This is a genomic window from Hydrogenivirga sp. (assembly GCF_056450045.1).
Map to the genome: position 1 here is coordinate 1 of NZ_JBWONM010000069.1, position 17,569 is coordinate 17,569.

The window sequence follows — 17,569 nt, forward strand, 5'->3', positions numbered from 1 at the left end:
ATGGTAGGCGCGAGGGGACTCGAACCCCTGACCTCTGGCGTGTCGGGCCAGCGCTCTCCCAACTGAGCTACGCGCCTTGACCTTAAAAATTATCCGCCAATTCCCTCCCTCAGTCAAGTTATACTAAACCCATGCTAAACGTCTCCTTAGCCCAGATAAACCCCACAGTAGGAGACATAGAGGGGAACCTGAAAAAGATAGAGAGATTTCTCAAAGAGTGTGAGGAAGAGAGCCACATCGTTGTCTTCCCCGAAATGGCTCTCTCAGGCTACCCGCCCGAAGACCTTCTCCTGAGGATGGATTTTCTGGAGGAGTGTATGTCCGCTCTTGAGGAGCTGAGGAGGAGAACTGAGAAGGTGGAGACGCTTTTGGTCGTGGGAACCCCTTACTATGAAGGAGACCTCTACAACAGCCTCGTGGTCCTGTACAAGGGCGAAAGGGTCGGTATATATCACAAGGGCAGGCTTCCCAACTACAGCGTCTTTGACGAGGTCAGGTACTTCAGGGAGGGAGAGAGACCTCTCATTGTGGAACTGAACTCTTACAAGATAGGCTTTTCAATATGTGAGGATATCTGGTATCCTGACCACCTTGAGAGGTATGCGGTGCTCTCGGGGGCTGAGATCATAGTTAACATAAACGCCTCCCCCTACCACATAGGAAAGCACCCCTTCAGGGAAGGCTTCGTTAGAGCGAGGGCTGAAGATAACATATGCTTTGTGGTTTACACTAACCTCGTTGGCGGTCAGGACGAGCTCGTCTTTGATGGAAGGAGCATGGTCGTTGACCCCCTTGGAAGAGTCCTGGCAAGGGCAAGAGCCTTTGAGGAGGACCTGCTCACAGTAAGCCTTGATATGGAGATGGTTCGCAGGAGGAGGCTCCTTGACCTGAGATGGAGGAATGCCAGCAAGGAGGTTGAACCCGTTGAACCTTCAGCTTCATTGAAGTTGCCCCAAAAGCCCTATGTAGAGCCCCGCCTTGAGGAAAGCCCAACCGACGAGAAGGAGATATACTCAGCCCTCGTCCTCGGAACGAGGGATTACGTCAGGAAGAACGGCTTTGAAAGGGTTGTGCTGGGTCTCTCCGGTGGCATGGACTCCTCGCTGACAGCCTGCATAGCCGCCGACGCCCTCGGTCCAGAGAACGTTCTCGGCGTGTTCATGCCCTCCCGCTTCTCCTCAAGGGAGAGCTATGAGGATGCCAAGGAGCTCTCGGAAAACCTCGGCATAGAGCTTCACACCGTTCCGATAGATGAGGTTTACACATCTTACTACGATGAGCTCCTCCCCGTTCTGGGAGAGATTGAGTTTGACACAGCAGATGAGAACATACAGGCAAGGATAAGGGCTAACATACTCTTTTACCTATCCAACAAGCTCGGACACATGGTCCTATCAACCTCCAACAAGAGCGAATCCGCAACGGGATACACCACTATATACGGCGATATGTCGGGAGGGTTCGCCCCCCTCAAGGATGTTTACAAGACAACGGTGTACAGGCTCGGTAGGTACAGAAACTCCATCAGTCCCGCGATACCCGACAGGGTCTTTAAAAAGCCTCCCTCCGCAGAGCTAAGACCCGGTCAGACGGACCAGGACACCCTCCCGCCTTACGAAACCCTTGACCCTATCCTGAAGCTCTATGTTGAGGAGAACATGTCTCTTGAGGAGATAGTGGCGCGGGGCTTTGAGGAGGACACGGTCAAGAGGGTTATAGAGATGGTGAGGAGAGCGGAGTACAAGAGAAAGCAGGCTCCCATAGGGGTGAAGATAACGCCGAGGGCTTTCGGCAAAGACTGGCGCATGCCCGTGGTAAACAAGTTCCGAGGAGGTGCGTCATGACAGGCTTTGGAGACTTTGATATAGAGGATATAAAGGAGAGGGTGATGGAGCTTTGCTCTGAGAAGAACCTCCCCCTTAGGGAGGTTTATGTAAGCGCTGACTATCAGGAGGAGCTCTATCAAGTTGAGATTGAGCTATTCAAAGAGTACGAAAGCCTTGAGGAGCAGTTGAGGGAAGAGATAGAGGTTGAGGAAGCTCTTAAAGATAGATACGGAAACAGTATATCTGTGAACATAGTCTGTGTTGATGAGGACTGAAAAGCTTAACCCCCAACAGCTGAAGGTTGTCAGACATCACGGGAGTCCGCTCCTTGTAATCGCCGGAGCGGGCTCTGGAAAGACAAAGACCTTAGCCCACAAGGTTGAGTTCATCCTTGGGGAGCTCGGAGCAAAGGAAGACAGTATCCTCTGCATAACCTTTACCAACAAGGCTGCGAGGGAGATAGGTGAAAGGGTTTACACGGTCACGGGAAGGGAGCTACCCTGGGTCGGCACCTTCCACTCCGTAGCCTACAGGATTCTCAAGGGTAAGCTCGGCTTTGATTTTGCCATAGCGGATGAGAGGGACTCCGAAAGCATACTGAAGACCATAATGAGGGAATTCGGAGTGCCGAAGGATAGCTACGATAAGGTTAGGAGGGTTATCGCAAGGGTGAAGGAGAACCTTGAAGAACCACGCTCGGATACGGAGAGGGAGCTCTTCGCAGCCTATCAGGAGGAGCTCAGAAAGAACGGACTCCTTGACTTCGGGGACCTTATGTACGAGCTCTACAACCTCCTGAGCTCGGAGGAAGGCTTCAGGGATAAGCTCAGAAGTAAGTTCAGGTTCATACTCGTTGACGAGTATCAGGATACGAACACCGTTCAGTACGAGATAATCAAGCTTATAGGAGACAGGGATGTATGCGTTGTGGGGGATCCTAACCAGTGTATATACGAGTGGAGGCACGCAAAGCCCGACAACATACTCCACTTCATAGAGGACTTCAAGCCTGAGATAGTAAAGCTCCAGAAGAACTACCGTTCAAAGGGATACATCCTTATGGTTGCAAACTCAATCCTGAAAAAGAGTAGAGCCCAGTGGAAGGAGCTTATTCCAGTCCTTGAAGCCACGAAGGATGAAGGCGAAAAGCCTATGGTTATGAGGTTTGAGAACGAACAGGAGGAGGCTATATGGGTTGCACAGGAGATAAGGGAGCTCCTCAAAAGCCATCCCCCTGAGGAGATAGCGGTTCTGATGAGGGTCTCCTACCTAACCGATGTCTTTGAGAAGACCTTCTTCAGGATGGGCATACCATACAGACTTGTGGGTACTATCAGGTTCTATGACAGACCGGAGGTGAAGAACCTGCTCCAAGCCCTGCGCCTCATGCTCAATCCGGAAAACGAGATAGCCTTCAGGAGCGTTGCGGAGTACTTCCTTCAGGGGATCGGACAGAAGACCATAGAGAGGATGAGGGAGCTCTTCAGAGGAAGCTGGATTGAAGCCCTAAAGGAGTTCTCTGAAAGGATAAAGGGGCAGAGAGCCTTGGAGGTGAGGTGGTTCCTTGACCTTTGGAGGGAGCTGGAGGAAGATAGGGAAAACTACCCTGCAGTTTTGGAGAGGCTCGTTCAGGAAACCCCCTTTATGGAAAGGGTAATGAGAAAGCACAAGGGAGAGCCAACGGAGAGGGAAGAGAACATCAGGGAGCTTATAAGGACGGCAAAGGAGAGCTTGAAGGAGGGCACCTCCCTTGAGGAGTTCCTAAGCGAAGCCACCTTGGTCTCTTCGGAGGAGGAAAAGGATAGGGCTGTCAAGCTTATGACTATACACGCCGCAAAGGGGCTGGAGTTTGAGGTCGTGTTCATACCGAGGCTTGAGGAGGAGGTACTTCCCCACCGGCGAGCCCTTGAGGATGACTCGGAGCTTGAGGAGGAGAGGAGGCTCTTCTACGTAGCTGTGACGAGGGCTAAGGAGAGGCTTTACCTATCCTACACCAGAGACAGGGGAAGAAAACCGAGCAGGTTCCTCTCCGATATACCCAAGAACCTGCTGAACATTGAGCACTTCAGAAAGAAGGCAAAGGTATCATACGCACCCAAGCTAAAGCCGAATCCTAAGGTCAGGGTGGGTATATACGTAAATCACAGGGTCTTCGGGAAGGGGAAGGTTTTGAGCTTAGAGGGTGAGAAGGCGACCGTTGATTTCGGTGGAAAGGTAAAGAGTATACACACCTCCTTCTTGGAGGTTTCCGATTAAGAGACCCTCAGGAGGGCTTTGACGTGGTCAATCATGTTCTCCTTAACGTAGGTAGCCTTCCTGAGCCTCCTCTTCCTGTCGGGGGACTTTTTGGTGTTGTAGTGGGAGCCTCCGCTTCTCCACCTCTTTATCTTTCCCGTAGCGGTTACCTTGAACCTCTTCTTTGCCGACCTGTTGGTCTTCATCTTAACCTTTGCCATGAGCTACCTCCGGACTCTATATTATAACAAGGAGGTGGGAGAGATGCCTTTGTACGTCATGCTCACAAAGATTTCACCCTACGCCGTGAAGAACCTGGAGAAGCTCAAGGAAATTGAGCAGGAGGCTGAGAGGCTTATTGAGGAGAACTGCCCCAGCGTAAAGTGGGTGATGAACCTCGTGGTGTTTGGACCCTACGATTACCTTGACATATTTGAGGCTGACAACGACGAGGAAGCTGCAAAGGTGGCTATGATAGTCCGCTCCTTCGGTCATGCCACAACGGAGACATGGCCAGCCACACAGTGGAGGAACTTCAAGGAGATAATAGGTACAATTAAGGGCGTTCCAGGAAGCTGATCACTTCTTCCTCTTCGGAGCCAAGGTGAATATCAGGAAGGGTCCTTCCTTCTTGGGAGGGACCTCAACCTCTCCTACATCCTGCAGATTTTCAACTATCTTCTTATAGAGCTTCTCCCCGAGCTCGGGGTGTATGTTCTCCCTTCCTCTGAACCTTATCCTGACCCTGACCTTATCTCCATCCTCCAAGAACTCCCTCATGTGCCCGAGCTTAACCTGGAGGTCATGCTCATCTATCCTGACCTTCATCCTTATGTCCTTTACCTCTATCTGATGCTCCTTCTGCTTCTTCCTCGCCTCCCTTTCCTTCTTCTTCAGCTCGTACTTGAACTTGCCGTAGTCCATTATCTTGCACACAGGAGGCTTAGCTTGGGGAGCTATCTCAACGAGGTCAAGTCCTTTCTCCTCAGCCACCCTCAGCGCCTCATTTAGAGGGACTATCCCCACCTGCTGCCCGTTTTCGTCTATCAGCCTTACCTCCCGTGCCCTTATCTGTCTGTTCACCCTGTACTCTTGAAGCTTACTCATCCAACCTCCTTGAAGAGTATTATTGCTGAGAGAAGGAAGTTACCCAAAAGAACCAAGGTTGATAGGTAGGAGACCTTCCTGAACCTAACCCTTTGGGGGGAATTGAAGGGATAGTCCTCTATGTTACCGAGCGTTCTCTTGTACCTTTTAAGCCACATAGATATAGCCACGTTCAAGGAAAAGCCTGTCAGCAGTAGCAGTCCAACCCATCCGTTGCCAAATATAAGATAAACCAATATAAGGAAAAAAGCAATCTTGTAAAAGCGCCAGAGTATGCGTCCGTAAAATCTGCCAGCGAGGTCCTTGTACTCCTCCGTTCTGAGCAGGATGGGAGCTACAACGGCAACTATCAGGAAGAGGGAGCCGGAGTAGAGGGAGAGGGCAACTATCTCCATACCTTTCTCTTGAGCTCCGTTCTTATGAATCTGAAGGCAAAGCCCGACAGGAAGAGAACCGTTATTAGCCCTATTATCGCAAGTATCAGTATGTACTTCATAGAACCTTCTCTGCGTGCCTTGAGGCGTGGCACTGTATATTAACAGCCACGGGCAGGGACGCTATGTGGCAGGGATACATCTCCACCTTCACATCAACGGCGGTAACCGTTCCACCAAAGCCCATCGGTCCCAGACCGAGCTTGTTTATATCCTCTATCAGCTCCTCCTCAACCTTCGCTATCATTGGGTCTGGGTTTCTCTCTCCGTGGGGTCTTAGAAGAGCCTTCTTGGCGAGATAGGCGCAGTACTCAAAGTTCCCGCCAATACCGACACCAACCGTGAGGGGAGGACAGGCGTTGGGTCCTGCGTTCTTGACCGTCTCAAGGATAAACCTCTTCGCACCCTCCCATCCATCCGCCGGCTTGAGCATGGCAAGCCTTGAGGTGTTCTCAGAGCCTGCACCCTTGGGTGCAACGGTTATCTTGACCCTGTCGCCGGGAACCACCTCGGTATGGATTATGGCTGGCGTGTTGTCTCCCGTGTTCTTCCTCTCAAAGAGAGGGTCCCAGACCATTGAAGCCCTCAGGTAGCCCTCCTTCGTTGCCTGCCGGACACCTTCGTTCACAGCCTCCTCCAAGGAGGCTCCTTCTATAACAACCTCCTGTCCTATCTCAACAAAGACCACCGTAACGCCCGTATCTTGGCAGTAGGGCATCTTCTCCATGAGGGCTATCTGGGCGTTTTCAACTATCTGCTGGAGAACCTCCCTGCCGAGAGGAGATTCCTCCCTGCTAAGGGCTTCTTTGAAGAGGGCTACGGTCTCCTCGGGTATCTCGTAGTTAGCCTTTATTGTAAGCTCCTTTACAGCCTCGGTTATCTCACGAGCTTGGACTTTTCTCACCGAGCATCACCTCCGCTATCTCAACGCTCTTCTTCACAGACTCAACGGATCTCTCCCACATGTTACGCTCCTCTTCTATCATAGGCACCTTTATTATGTCTTCAACCCCGTTAGATCCGAGCTTGACGGGTACACCAACGCAGAAGCCCTTAACCCCATAGTACTCTCCAGCCTCACCGTCCAGGTAAACGGAGCAGGGTAGTATCCTCCTGCTGTTGGTAACGAGAGCCTCAACCATATCAACAACGGCGGCGGCAGGAGCATAGTAGGCGGACGTGCCCATCAGGTTAACTATCTCACCGCCACCGAACCTCGTCCTGTGGATTATCTCGCTGAGCCTGTCCTTTGGTATCAGGTCCTTGAGGGGTATACCGCCGACGTTTGAGATTGATATCAGGGGGACCATCTCATCACCGTGTCCACCTATCACGTAGGCGTGGATGTCCTTTGGGGAGACCCTCAGCTCTTCAGCTATAAAGGTTTTGAACCTTGCAGAGTCAAGGACACCAGCCATACCTATCACCCTGCTCGCAGGGAAACCGCTGAGTTTGACAGCAGCGTAGGTCATTATGTCAACGGGGTTCGTAACAACTATGAGTATTGAGTTGGGTGCGTACTGGCGTACCTTTGATATTATCGTTGAGAGTATCCTTATGTTTGCCTCAAGCAGGTCCTCCCTGGACATACCCGGTCTCCTCGGAAAGCCTGCAGTTATGACGACTATGTCGCTGTCAACTATAGGCTCGTAACCATCACCCTCGGGGGTAACGGTGAAGCCGTCTATCTTTGTGTCTATATCCATGGCTGCAACCATCTGCTTCATGTCCAAAGCCTTCCCCTTGACCGGCTCAAAGAGCTTTTCTCCGTCCCTCCTGGGTATATCAAAGAGCCTGACATCCGCAAACCCCTTGATGGCAAGAAGGCTTGCAACATGTTCCCCCACGTTTCCTGCTCCCACCACCGATACTACCTTTCTCATAGCCATAACAAGACCTCCTTAGCTTTTAACCTCTTGAGCCTGCTTCCTCTTTATGTAGTTGAGCCTTCCCCCGCCCAAGAGGATCTCAACCTGGTAGGGTGTGAGGTTGTATCTGCAGAGAATCTCCTCTCCCGTAGTCCTGTTAACTACAACGATCTCCTTGCCCTCCCTGAGCCTCGTCGTGAGCTCGGGCACCTCTATCTCATCTCCCAAAGAGAACTTATCGTAGTCGTCCCTGTCAACGAACTCCAAGGGAACTATACCGAAGTTGACGAGGTTGGCGTGGTGGATGCGGGCGAAGGACTTAGCGATAACCGCTCTAACGCCCAAAAACCTGGGAGCGAGGGCTGCGTGTTCCCTTGATGAGCCCTGCCCGTAGTTTTCACCCCCAACTATGACACCCGCTCTTCCCTTCTCCTTGATGGACTTTATTCTCGGAACGAACTCTGGGTCAACGTAATGGTAAACATACTCGGATATAGCGTAGATGTTTGACCTCAGGGGAAGTATCTTGGCGCCAGCAGGCATTATGTGGTCGGTGGTTATGTTGTCTCCCACTATGAGGGCTACCTCACCCTCTATGCTCTCGGGGAGCTCATCAAAGGGAGGCAGGGGCTTTATGTTTGGACCCCTGTATATCTCCACGCTCTGAGCCTCCTCCGGAGGAAGGGGCTCAATGAAGGCTTCATCCCCGTAAGGGAACCTCTGGGGCATCTCAACCCTTATCCACTTTGCCCCCGTCTTCTCGGCGAGCCTCCTCGGGTCTATTATCTCTCCAGCTATGGCACAGGCGACGCAGGTCTCTGGGGAGGCAAGGTATACCTTTGCATCGGGCGTTCCCGACCTGCCCTCAAAGTTCCTGTTGAAGCTTCTCACAGAAACACCACCGCTCGGAGGTGCGTACCCCATACCGATACAGGGTCCACAGGCGCTCTCAAGTATCCTCGCCCCAGCCTTTAGGAAGCTCAAGAGCGCCCCGTTCTCTGTTATCAGCTCAAGAGCCTGCTTTGAGCCAGGGGCGACCGCAAAGACCACGTCGGGGTGAACCTTCTTACCCTCAAGGAGCTTGGCACTTCTGGTCAGGTCAACGAAGGAGGAGTTGGTGCAGGAGCCTATAACTACCTGGTCAACCTTGATACCTTCCACCTCCCTGACGGGAACGACGTTGTCGGGCGAGTGGGGCTGGGCTATTAGAGGCTCAAGGCTTGAGAGGTCTATCTCTATAACCTCATCGTACTCGGCGTCTTCATCGGGAAGGAGCTCGCTCCAGTCCTCTTCCCTACCCTGCGCCTTCAGGTATGCCCTCGTGATCTCATCGGAAGGGAACAGGGATGTTGTCGCACCAAGCTCTGCCCCCATGTTGGTTATGGTGGCTCTCTCGGGAACGGAGAGCTCCCTGACACCTTCTCCAAAGTACTCAAATATCTTCCCGAGACCACCCTTGACCGTAAGCCTCCTGAGGAGTTCAAGGATTATGTCTTTGGCGGTAACCCAGTCCGGCATCTTTCCCGTAAGCTTAACGCCGACTATCTTTGGCATCTTGAGGTAGAAGGGCTCTCCAGCCATCGCGGCTGCAACATCAAGACCTCCAGCACCTATGGCGAGCATACCCACCCCACCGCTGGTTGGTGTGTGGGAGTCAGAGCCCAGAAGGGTCTTGCCGGGCTTGGCGAACCTCTCCACATGGACCTGGTGGCATATACCGTTTCCTGGCTTTGAGAGCCATATACCGAACCTCTTGGCAACGCTCATCAGGTACTTGTGGTCGTCGGGGTTCCTGAAGTCCGTCTGGAGCATATTGTGGTCTATGTAGCTCACCGAGAGTTCGGTCTTTACCCTCGGGACTCCCATTGCCTCAAGCTCAAGGTAAGCCATAGTTCCCGTTGCATCCTGGGTGAGTGTCTGGTCTATCCTTATAGCTATCTCCTCACCGGGTTCCATCTTTCCCGAAACGAGGTGTTCCCTGATTATCTTCCAGGCAACCGTGCCCTTTGCCATATCAAACCTCCTGCAGGTAAAACGACGTTTTAGAAGGATTAACCTATTTTAAGCCTTTTGTCAAGGATGGCAAAGGTAGGGTAATTTGACCAGCAGAGGGATGAAGTTTTGAATAGAATTATCCTCCATGGGGAAGATAGCTTACATATTTCCGGGACAGGGCTCCCAGTATGTTGGGATGGCTTACGACTTTTACAGGGAGTTCCACCAGGCGGCTGACGTTTTTCACGAAGCTGAGCAGGCTCTCAGGATGTCCCTACCAGACCTCGTAGACACCATACTCAAGGGACCGGAGGAGAAGCTAAGCAAGACCATCTACACCCAGCCGGGGATACTTGTAGCCTCCTACGCCATATACAGGGTCATGGAAGATGAGGGATTTCCTAAGCCAGACTATGTTGCAGGTCACTCCCTCGGGGAGTACACAGCGCTCCTCGTTGCCGATGGCATTGAGCTCTTTGAGGCTGTCAGGTTAACGTACCTCAGAGGCAAGTACATGCAGGAAGCTGTTCCCGAAGGGAAGGGGGCTATGGCCGCCATCCTTAAGCTACCTCCAGAAGAGGTTGAGAGGATATGCGAAGAGGCGAAGAGCTACGGAGTGGTTGAGCCGGCTAACTACAACTCTCCTCAGCAGACGGTGATATCGGGGGAGAAGGTGGCGGTTGAGAGGGCTGGTCAGATAGCGAAGGAGAAGGGTGGAAGGGTTATACCCCTCAAGGTCTCTGTCCCTTCCCACTGCTCACTGATGAAGGATGCAGCGGATGCCTTCAGGTTGAAGTTAGCCCAGACACCCATAAAGAACATTGAGACTCCCCTAGTCCAGAACTACACCGCAAAGGAGCACAGGATGGCTCACGAGATAAGGGAGAACCTGTACAGGCAGATATTCTCTCCCGTTAGGTGGTACCAGAGTGTCATGTACATGGCTCAGCAGGGGGTGGACACCTTCGTTGAGGTGGGTCCAAAGAACGTTCTCAGCAAGCTTATCCAGCAGACCGTTCCAGAGGCAAGGGTCTTTAACGTTGAAAAACTGGAGGATCTTGAAAAGGTAAAGTCGGCTCTTTAGATTAAGAAACTTGGGAGGTCAGCATGGGGGCGATAGGACCGTACCACTACAAGGTCTGGGTCATTGGGGAGGTCCTTGACAGGTATGAGAGCTGTAAGAACGGCGCGCGGAAGCCAAAGGGGAAGCTCTTTGTCAGGGCAAACATAGAAGAGAGGCTAAACAGGAACGCCTACTTTGAGAACGTCGTCATCTACGCCGTGGACGTTGAGAACCTGATAGAGAGGCTTGAGTACCCACTGAACGAGGTGATAAGGAAGAGATACTTTGAAGGTGATGTTAGGACGTTCATGGAGGACTTCGGTATCAAGAGCAGGAAAGAGGCAAGAAAGCTGATAGTCAGGGCTGTTAACAAGTTCTTCAGCGAGGTGGAGAGGTACAGGAAGAAGAACAGGGCGACCGCTTAATCCTTCAGAAAGAGCCTGTTATCTTCGTACCAGCCCCAGACCGTAGGAAAGAGGTTTTCAAACTTATCGTAGGCTGCCATGAGGCTCTTCGGGGTGGCTATGAATATCATCGGCTGTTTCTCGGTTATTATCCTGAAGGCTTTCCTGTAGATCTCAACCCTCTTCTTTGGGTCAAGCTCCACCGCTCCGCGGTCCATCAACCTATCAACCTCAGCCTCCCATTCGGTGGCGGGCTCCTTCTGTCTTGGATACCACATGTGAAGGCTCCCGGAGGAGTGCCAGACGTTTCTCCCAAAGTGGGGGTCTATTGAACCCGTGAGCCCTATTATCACAGCCTCCCACTCGTAGGGAGGGGACGTGAGACGGGAAACGAGGCTGTTGAAGTCTATCGGCTGGAAGTGAACCTCAACACCGATCTTCTTAAGGTCCTCCTTTATTATGTTGCCGATGGTCTCTCTCTCCTTGTTGCCCGCGTTCGTTATAAGGGTAAACTTCAGCTTATGCCCCTCTTCATCTTCAAGGATGCCATCCCCATCCCTGTCTATAAAGCCCATGCTTTTTAAAAGCTCCTTAGCCCTCTCAAGGTCGTAGGGGTATTCGGGGTAAAACCCCTCAAGGTAGTAAGGTCTGTTAGCCTCAGTTATAGGTGTGTAGAGGGGCTTTGCAAGCCCGTTGTAAACAAGCTGACATATCCCCTCCCTGTCTATCGCATGGGATACAGCCTTTCTGAAGGTTGGGTTCCTGAACCACCGGAGCTTGTACTTTGGAATCTTAGCCTCTGGGTTTTGGTTGAAGACGAGGAAGGTCGTTGAGGGAGTTGAGCCAAGGTCGTAGAGCAGAACCCTCCCCTTCATCCTTGCCACCTGCTGTATGTCCTGAGGTCTGAGACCTATGTAGTCTGCCTCACCGCTCTTGAACTTCAGGAGTGCGGTGTCCGGATCGCTCACTATTATGCCCACCCTCCTCTCAAGGTAGGGAAGCCTCACCCCATTCTCATCCTTCTCGTAGTAGTAGGGATTCCTCTCATAGACAACCCTCTGACCCTTGACATACTCCCTTATAACCCAGGGACCCGTTCCCACTATCTCCCTTGGGTCCGTATTTACGTTCCAGGTGGTGTTGAACTTTCCTTTCCTCACAGCCTCCTCAAGCTTGTGCTTTGGGAGTATCTCAGCGCTCAGGGCGTTGAGGAAAGGAGCGAAGGGCTTTGGGAGTATGAACCTGACAGTGTAATCATCCACCTTCTCAACCTTTATCTTCTTTCCGTCCACCGTCAGGATGTCGCGGGTTGAGGAGGGTATGGAGTCGTTGTAGTAAACCTCGTTGAAGGTAAAGACAACATCGTCCGCCGTGAAGGGGGTTCCGTCGCTCCACCTTACATCCTTCCTCAGGTAGAAGGTCCAGACCTTCCCGTCCCGGGAGACCTCCCACCGCTGGGCAAGGTCCGGCTTTACCTCCATGGTCTTCAGGTCAAGCTTCGTGAGTCCCGAAAAGACGCCCGAGAGAACGGCGGTTGATGTAGTCTCCTGGGCGAGGGCTGGGTTGAGCGTCTTGGGGTCACCGCTCAGGATAAAGTAAAGGGTTCCTCCCCTCTTGCCGGGCTTGGGGTTGAAGTCCTTGGGGTCAACCCTTATGAACTCAACCTTTCCTGCGGAGGGAGACTTCAAGAGATGGAAGGGAAGGAAGGCAAAAAATATCAATAGAAGAGCTGTGACAACCGGCTTCATACCTTTTTTATGATATACTTGTTATCGCCATGGTAAGGGTTGAGATAGTTACTCCTCAGGGTCTCTCCTTCTCCAAAGAGGTGAAGTCCGTAAACATACCCACCGTTGAAGGGGAGATAGGAGTTCTTGAAGGACATATGTACTTGATGACGCTCCTCAAGCCCGGACTCGTTTACTTTGACGGAGATGAAAAGAACGGAATGGCTGTAGGATGGGGCGTTGTTGATGTAACCCCTGAGAAGGTCCTGGTGCTTGCTGAGGAGGCCTACGAGGTGGGTGAGATTGACGTTGGAAAGGCTAAGCAGGAGTTTGAGGAGGCTATGAGGAAGCTCGCCACCGCCCATACCTTAGAAGAGCTTAAGGAGTGGGAGAAGATAAAAGAGAAAGCTCAGGCTCTCCTTGAAGTAGTTGAAAGGGTCAGATAGAGCGGTTCCCTTCTTCAGGGGAAAGGTAAAGTTCTTCCAACCCCATAAGCACAGGATATCGGTTGACCTGGTTATATTCCTCTCAAGGCTGAAGGGTATAAAGAGAAGCAGTAAAGTGGCAGACTTGGGGGCGGGTTTTGGCTTCCTATCTGTGGTCGTAGCCAAGAAGTTCGGTTGCACGGTGCACGCCCTTGAGAGAGACCATAGCATGCTGAGACTCTTAGAGGAGAATGTGAGGCTCAACGGGGTTGAGGATAGGGTCTTCCCAGTTCCTGCTGATGTAAGGGAGATAGAGAAAGTCTTTAAAAGGGGCGAGTTTGATGTGGTCTTGACGAACCCACCCTTTTACCCCAAGGAGTACGGAGTTAGGGGGAGGGATGCCCACTTTGAGGAGGATACGACCTTAGGGGACTTCATAAGAGCCTCCTCTTACCTTCTGAGGGATGGGGGCTATCTGAACCTTATCCTTCCCTCCTTCAGGCTGTATGAGGCTTTTCTCCTTATGAGGGATGAGAACCTACCTCCACGCTTTATGAGCGTTATCTACCCAAAGCTCAGTAAGGAGGGAAGGCTTTCCATCGTCAGCTCCATAAGGAACAGGCCAGGACCACTGAGGGTTGAGAGGGCTGTTGTCATAAACAGGGAGGAGGGAGGCTACACAGAAGAGGTCCGTAGCCTTTTAGAGGGCTTCCTCTGATGTGCTATAATAAACCAAATGAAGCTTCCGGAGAGGCTGGTTGAGAGGATTGCGGATAGAATAGTTGAAGAGCTGACTGGGGAGAGGATAATTGAGGTTGAAGACCCTGAGCTATTTAAGAAGAAGATAATAGCTGTATTCAAGAAAGCTGAAGAGGAAGAGAGGCTCTTAGACGAGAAAACCAAGGAGATACTGAGGGAGAAGATGAACCTCCTTGAGGAGACAGACCTTGACTACAGGACAGCCTTCAGGGCTGTGAAAACTAAGCTTGCGGAAGAGATGAAGATAAATGTCGGCAGAAGGGAACGCATGAACCAGGTCGCCAACATGATAAGGGACCTCATAATGGAAGACGAGAGCGTTGAGATTTACGAAGATCCCCCACTCATAAGGAGAAGGGTAGCCCAGATACTCAGGGAGGCGGTCCGTGAAGAGGAGGAGATTGAGAGGAGGGTAAGGGAGAGAATAAGGCAGTACTCAAGGAACATCCTTGAGGGAACGCCAGAGTGGAACCTTCTCTACAAGAGGATATACGAAGACGAGCTAAAACAGAGAGGACTCGCTTAGGGAAGGTAGAGTATAGGGTTTTGCCTTATGCCGTACTTGATAACCTCGTAGTGAAGGTGAGGTCCTGTAGTTCTCCCCGAAGAACCAACGTAACCTATAACCCTGTTCTTTGAGACCCTTTCCCCCCTTTTCACAGCTACCGATGACATGTGGGCGTATAAAGTCACATAACCGTAGCCGTGATAGAGAACGACGGTGTTTCCATAACCCCTAACCCAGCCGGCAAAGAGGACGTACCCCTCTGCCGTTGCCACAACCTTGCTACCGTAAGGTGCTCCTATATCAACCCCCGAATGAAACTCCCTCCTGCGACGGAGCCTCCTCCATCCGTAATCGGAGGTTATTATCCCAACTACGGGCCATATGTCCGGGCGAGAGCTCTCAACGGTCTTGAAGTTCACAAGAGGCTCAAGTTCGCTGGGGACCTCTTCATAGAGAGGCTCGGGAGGGAGGGAAAGCTCGTAGCCCTCCCTTCTACCGAAAACCCAGCCTACTATCAGGAACAGGCTAAGTAGTAGAACCTTCTTCATCAAGATAGAAGACTTCGTCAGATATTGGCTCGTTCCATCTCTTGAAGCCGGGGAGTGTCTCTATCCTGTACCAGGCTGACCTGTACCAGATATCCTGAGGATTCCTCTTTACAGGAGCCACCTGGGCTGCCTTTGTCTCCGGGTGGTACTCCCAGTTCATGTAGTGGTTGAAGTCCTGGACTATGTCCGTTATAACGGTTCCGTACTCACCTATGAGGGTTTCCTGAAACTCCTTCCACCGGAATATGGAGGAGTCTCTGAGGGTGAGACCGAAGTAGCCGGCACATCCCTCGTCCTTGAGGGTGGCGATACCCCTCCCTATAAATGCCCTGAAGGCTGCAAAGGTCTCTGGCGGGTCCGTTATGAAGACGTCAAACTGACCGAGCATATCCTCCCTGAAGGGGTTTCTAAGGTCCCAGACCATAGCCTCCGCGTTGTCTATCCCCAGCTCTTTAAATATCCTGTTGTCGTAGTCTATGAGCCTCTCGTCTATATCTATAACCAGGACCCTTCTCGCCTTCCTCGTAAGGGCGACCGCAAGACCGGTCAGGTCATCCTCCGCCCCCATCACTATCACATCCTTTCCCTTAAGGTCGCCCCTTGACTCTATGAAGAGAACCCTTGACACCGTGGTCTCAGGCGTAACAGAGCCCTGGTCGTAATCCCTTATAGCCTTCGGTCTATCCTTTGCCAGCTCAACGAAGGTTCTGTAAAGCTCCTTGTCCGCATAGAAGGGCACACCCCTGCCCTCACAGGCTTGGCAGGAGTAATCCACTATTGGCTCTATACCGAGCTCTGCCACGAGGTCGTATCCCTTCTGGGTAAGGAGTATGTCCTCCTTGTCGTTTATAAAGACTATCCCTTCGGAGAGGAGCCTCCTAACTATCCCAGCCGCTGCAGGCACGGGCAGGTCGGAAAGGTCAACGAGCTTCCAGAAGTCTCCCGTTGTCAGGAGGGCTGAGAGAACCCTCTCAACGTTTCTCCTGTGGAGCCTTACCTTAGTTTCCTTCTGAACATCCTTTGCTACCTGAGAAAGTATGTCCAATCCTGCACCTCCGGAAGATTTAGTTGGTGAACAAACCTAATATTATAAAGGTAATGGTGAGGCTTGACAAACTCCTGCTTGAGAAAGGTCTTGTGGATTCAAGGGAGAAGGCACAGGCTCTCATAATGGCTGGACAGGTCTATGTGAACGGGACAAGGATAGACAAGCCCGGACACAGGCTCAAGGGCGATGAGGAGGTCAAGGTCCTCAGCCTGCCAAGGTACGTTTCAAGGGGGGGAGAGAAGCTGGAGGGTGCCCTGAGGTCCTTCGGTATTGACCCCGAAGGTATGGTCGTCCTTGACGTAGGCTCCTCCACAGGCGGGTTTACCGACTGCCTCCTCCAGCACGGTGCCGAAAGGGTTTACGCCGTTGACGTTGGAAGGGGACAGATGGACATGAAGCTCAGGGAAGACCCAAGGGTGGTGCTTCACGAAAAGACGGACGCAAGGGAGCTAACCCAAGACCACATTCCAGAAAAGGTTGATCTCATCACGGTTGATGTGTCCTTCATATCCCTAACAAAGGTCCTCCCCAGCGTAGTCGGTTTCCTCAAAGAGAAAGGCATTCTCCTTGCTCTGGTAAAGCCCCAGTTTGAGCTCTGTCCAAAAAAAGTTAAGAAGGGCATAGTCAGGGAAAGAGAGCACAGAAAGGAGGCGATAGGGAAGGTAGCTGGCTTTTTGAAAGAGCTGGGCTTTGGCATCTTGGGTATAAGGAAGTCCTTTCCTAAGGGGACAAAGGGGAATGAGGAGTTCTTTATCCTTGCAAAGAGGGGAAAAGGTAGCGTTGATTTAGAAAAAGAGATTGAAAAAGCCCTTGACCAGGAAAAGCTGGATTATACTTATTGAGGAGGGGAGCTATGGACACGAGGGAGGAGGCACTGAAGCTCTACAAGGAGATGATCCCGAGGTTGATAGAGTGTGGCAGCGATATAGATGAGTTTTATAGGAGGTTCAGAGAGCTGAGGCTTGTAGAAGATGACCTCTCCTTTCAGGGAGCTCTCCTCAGGGTTGAACACGCCTTCTTTATGGTCGTTCAGTCAATAAACATACTCAAGGAGAACCTAAAGCTCCTTGAGGTGGCTTCTAAGAAGAAGGAGATAGAGTGATGTCTATAAAGGCTCTACTGCTGGACAGGGATAGGGAGGTCTTTCCCCTCCTGGGGGACATATTCAACGTCACCGGGCATAAGCTCCTCATAGCGACCAACGACAAGATGTTCCGGGAGCTTATAAACTCAACCGATATAGACATAGTCATGGTCAATCACACCGATGTTAAGGCTTGGTTCACCTCCTGGAAGGAGGACAGGATACCTCCACCCTTCTTCCTGCTGGACAGGGACGAGGACGAGCAGAAGTTCAGGAAGGCGGGCTTTTCGGAGCTTAACTTCATAAAGAAACCCTTCAATCCCTTAGAGCTCCTCAACAAGCTGAACTATCTCCACCGCCTGAGCGCTGAGGAGGATTCCCACCAGCTTGGGCTTCTGAACACCATCATAAAGCTTGCAAACGAGAAGGAGAGTAAGACGGTTGAGGTCGCCAACTCAAACCTCTGTGTGATAGCCATTGAGAACGGAAGGGTCATGGGCATGGACTGCTCCTTGGAAGAGCTCAGAACTATCCTTGA

21 protein-coding genes and 1 tRNA gene are annotated in these 17,569 nt (G+C 51.7%); 12 read left to right on the plus strand and 10 right to left on the minus strand.

The genetic code is table 11. The features are described 5' to 3' along the window. Position 1: 1 nt before the first annotated feature. Positions 2 to 77 (minus strand) — tRNA-Val (locus AC1HCM_RS02785). 54 nt (positions 78 to 131) lie between these two features. Between AC1HCM_RS02785 and AC1HCM_RS02790 the strand changes: the two genes are divergently transcribed. The 3 genes from AC1HCM_RS02790 to AC1HCM_RS02800 are packed head-to-tail and all read left to right on the plus strand — an operon-like array spanning position 132 to position 4,082. Further along, positions 132 to 1,844, plus strand: coding sequence for an NAD+ synthase (locus tag AC1HCM_RS02790; protein ID WP_479460253.1), 1,713 nt, complete (start codon positions 132 to 134; stop codon positions 1,842 to 1,844). Further along, complete coding sequence (locus AC1HCM_RS02795) at positions 1,841 to 2,101, plus strand: hypothetical protein (RefSeq protein ID WP_479460254.1); 261 nt, start codon at positions 1,841 to 1,843, stop codon at positions 2,099 to 2,101. Before AC1HCM_RS02790 ends, AC1HCM_RS02795 begins: the two co-directional genes overlap by 4 nt. Then, positions 2,091 to 4,082: an ATP-dependent helicase gene (locus AC1HCM_RS02800; protein WP_479460255.1), complete on the plus strand. Its 1,992-nt coding sequence runs from the start codon at positions 2,091 to 2,093 to the stop codon at positions 4,080 to 4,082. The genes AC1HCM_RS02795 and AC1HCM_RS02800 overlap by 11 nt, the downstream gene beginning before the upstream one ends. Here the strand turns inward: AC1HCM_RS02800 and rpmI are convergent. Continuing rightward, complete coding sequence (gene rpmI / locus AC1HCM_RS02805) at positions 4,079 to 4,282, minus strand: 50S ribosomal protein L35 (protein WP_479460256.1); 204 nt, start codon at positions 4,280 to 4,282, stop codon at positions 4,079 to 4,081. The two genes, AC1HCM_RS02800 and rpmI, sit on opposite strands and share 4 nt — an antisense overlap. A gap of 43 nt (positions 4,283 to 4,325) precedes the next feature. Here rpmI and AC1HCM_RS02810 point away from each other — a divergent pair, with 43 nt between their 5' ends. Continuing rightward, positions 4,326 to 4,640 carry a GYD domain-containing protein gene (locus AC1HCM_RS02810; RefSeq protein ID WP_479460257.1) on the plus strand — a complete coding sequence of 105 codons (315 nt, stop codon included), beginning with the start codon at positions 4,326 to 4,328 and terminating at the stop codon, positions 4,638 to 4,640. Here the strand turns inward: AC1HCM_RS02810 and infC are convergent, their stop codons facing one another. The 5 genes from infC to AC1HCM_RS02835 all read right to left on the minus strand — a co-directional run bounded on the left by infC (position 4,641) and on the right by AC1HCM_RS02835 (position 9,483). Then, positions 4,641 to 5,168, minus strand: a complete 528-nt coding sequence (gene infC / locus AC1HCM_RS02815) for a translation initiation factor IF-3 (protein WP_479460258.1) — start codon at positions 5,166 to 5,168, stop codon at positions 4,641 to 4,643. Further along, positions 5,165 to 5,563, minus strand: a complete 399-nt coding sequence (locus AC1HCM_RS02820) for a hypothetical protein (protein WP_479460259.1) — start codon at positions 5,561 to 5,563, stop codon at positions 5,165 to 5,167. The genes infC and AC1HCM_RS02820 overlap by 4 nt, the downstream gene beginning before the upstream one ends. Before the next feature lie 97 nt (positions 5,564 to 5,660). Further along, positions 5,661 to 6,506, minus strand: coding sequence for a fumarate hydratase (locus AC1HCM_RS02825; protein ID WP_479460260.1), 846 nt, complete (start codon positions 6,504 to 6,506; stop codon positions 5,661 to 5,663). Next, a complete protein-coding gene (gene mdh, locus AC1HCM_RS02830) occupies positions 6,484 to 7,491 on the minus strand; it encodes a malate dehydrogenase (protein WP_479460261.1) in 1,008 nt (335 codons plus the stop codon). Before mdh ends, AC1HCM_RS02825 begins: the two co-directional genes overlap by 23 nt. Positions 7,492 to 7,503: 12 nt before the next feature. Continuing rightward, positions 7,504 to 9,483, minus strand: a complete 1,980-nt coding sequence (locus tag AC1HCM_RS02835; RefSeq protein ID WP_479460262.1) for an aconitate hydratase — start codon at positions 9,481 to 9,483, stop codon at positions 7,504 to 7,506. Positions 9,484 to 9,610: 127 nt separating this feature from the next. On the opposite strand from AC1HCM_RS02835, the gene fabD reads away from it, so the two are divergent. Both fabD and AC1HCM_RS02845 read left to right on the plus strand, forming a co-directional pair. Next, positions 9,611 to 10,549 (plus strand): ACP S-malonyltransferase, encoded by a 939-nt coding sequence (fabD, locus tag AC1HCM_RS02840; RefSeq protein ID WP_479460263.1) that lies wholly within the window; start codon positions 9,611 to 9,613, stop codon positions 10,547 to 10,549. A 23-nt stretch (positions 10,550 to 10,572) separates the two neighbouring features. Continuing rightward, positions 10,573 to 10,953: a hypothetical protein gene (locus tag AC1HCM_RS02845; RefSeq protein WP_479460264.1), complete on the plus strand. Its 381-nt coding sequence runs from the start codon at positions 10,573 to 10,575 to the stop codon at positions 10,951 to 10,953. On the opposite strand, the gene AC1HCM_RS02850 is transcribed toward AC1HCM_RS02845, so the two are convergent. Next, a complete protein-coding gene (locus AC1HCM_RS02850; protein WP_479460265.1) occupies positions 10,950 to 12,680 on the minus strand; it encodes an ABC transporter substrate-binding protein in 1,731 nt (576 codons plus the stop codon). The genes AC1HCM_RS02845 and AC1HCM_RS02850 overlap by 4 nt on opposite strands. Positions 12,681 to 12,709: 29 nt before the next feature. Between AC1HCM_RS02850 and atpC the strand changes: the two genes are divergently transcribed. From atpC to AC1HCM_RS02865, 3 genes are read left to right on the plus strand one after another with little or no spacing between them, the layout of a single operon-like run. After that, entirely contained in the window at positions 12,710 to 13,105 is a 396-nt protein-coding gene (gene atpC / locus AC1HCM_RS02855; RefSeq protein ID WP_479460266.1) for an ATP synthase F1 subunit epsilon, read from the plus strand. Continuing rightward, a complete protein-coding gene (locus AC1HCM_RS02860; RefSeq protein ID WP_479460267.1) occupies positions 13,089 to 13,802 on the plus strand; it encodes a tRNA1(Val) (adenine(37)-N6)-methyltransferase in 714 nt (237 codons plus the stop codon). The genes atpC and AC1HCM_RS02860 overlap by 17 nt, the downstream gene beginning before the upstream one ends. Before the next feature lie 18 nt (positions 13,803 to 13,820). Continuing rightward, positions 13,821 to 14,369: a DUF507 family protein gene (locus AC1HCM_RS02865; protein ID WP_479460268.1), complete on the plus strand. Its 549-nt coding sequence runs from the start codon at positions 13,821 to 13,823 to the stop codon at positions 14,367 to 14,369. Here the strand turns inward: AC1HCM_RS02865 and AC1HCM_RS02870 are convergent. Together AC1HCM_RS02870 and AC1HCM_RS02875 are read right to left on the minus strand one after the other, a co-directional pair. Beyond that, a complete protein-coding gene (locus tag AC1HCM_RS02870; protein WP_479460269.1) occupies positions 14,366 to 14,899 on the minus strand; it encodes a M23 family metallopeptidase in 534 nt (177 codons plus the stop codon). The genes AC1HCM_RS02865 and AC1HCM_RS02870 overlap by 4 nt on opposite strands. Next, positions 14,877 to 15,938, minus strand: coding sequence for a bis-aminopropyl spermidine synthase family protein (locus AC1HCM_RS02875; protein WP_479460273.1), 1,062 nt, complete (start codon positions 15,936 to 15,938; stop codon positions 14,877 to 14,879). The genes AC1HCM_RS02870 and AC1HCM_RS02875 overlap by 23 nt, the downstream gene beginning before the upstream one ends. Before the next feature lie 59 nt (positions 15,939 to 15,997). Between AC1HCM_RS02875 and AC1HCM_RS02880 the strand changes: the two genes are divergently transcribed. The 3 genes from AC1HCM_RS02880 to AC1HCM_RS02890 all read left to right on the plus strand — a co-directional run. After that, positions 15,998 to 16,789 carry a TlyA family RNA methyltransferase gene (locus AC1HCM_RS02880; protein ID WP_479460270.1) on the plus strand — a complete coding sequence of 264 codons (792 nt, stop codon included), beginning with the start codon at positions 15,998 to 16,000 and terminating at the stop codon, positions 16,787 to 16,789. An 11-nt stretch (positions 16,790 to 16,800) separates the two neighbouring features. Continuing rightward, entirely contained in the window at positions 16,801 to 17,049 is a 249-nt protein-coding gene (locus AC1HCM_RS02885; protein ID WP_479460271.1) for a hypothetical protein, read from the plus strand. Continuing rightward, on the plus strand, positions 17,049 to 17,569 hold a 521-nt coding region (locus AC1HCM_RS02890; protein ID WP_479460272.1), incomplete at its 3' end, for a PleD family two-component system response regulator. The genes AC1HCM_RS02885 and AC1HCM_RS02890, both read left to right, overlap by 1 nt.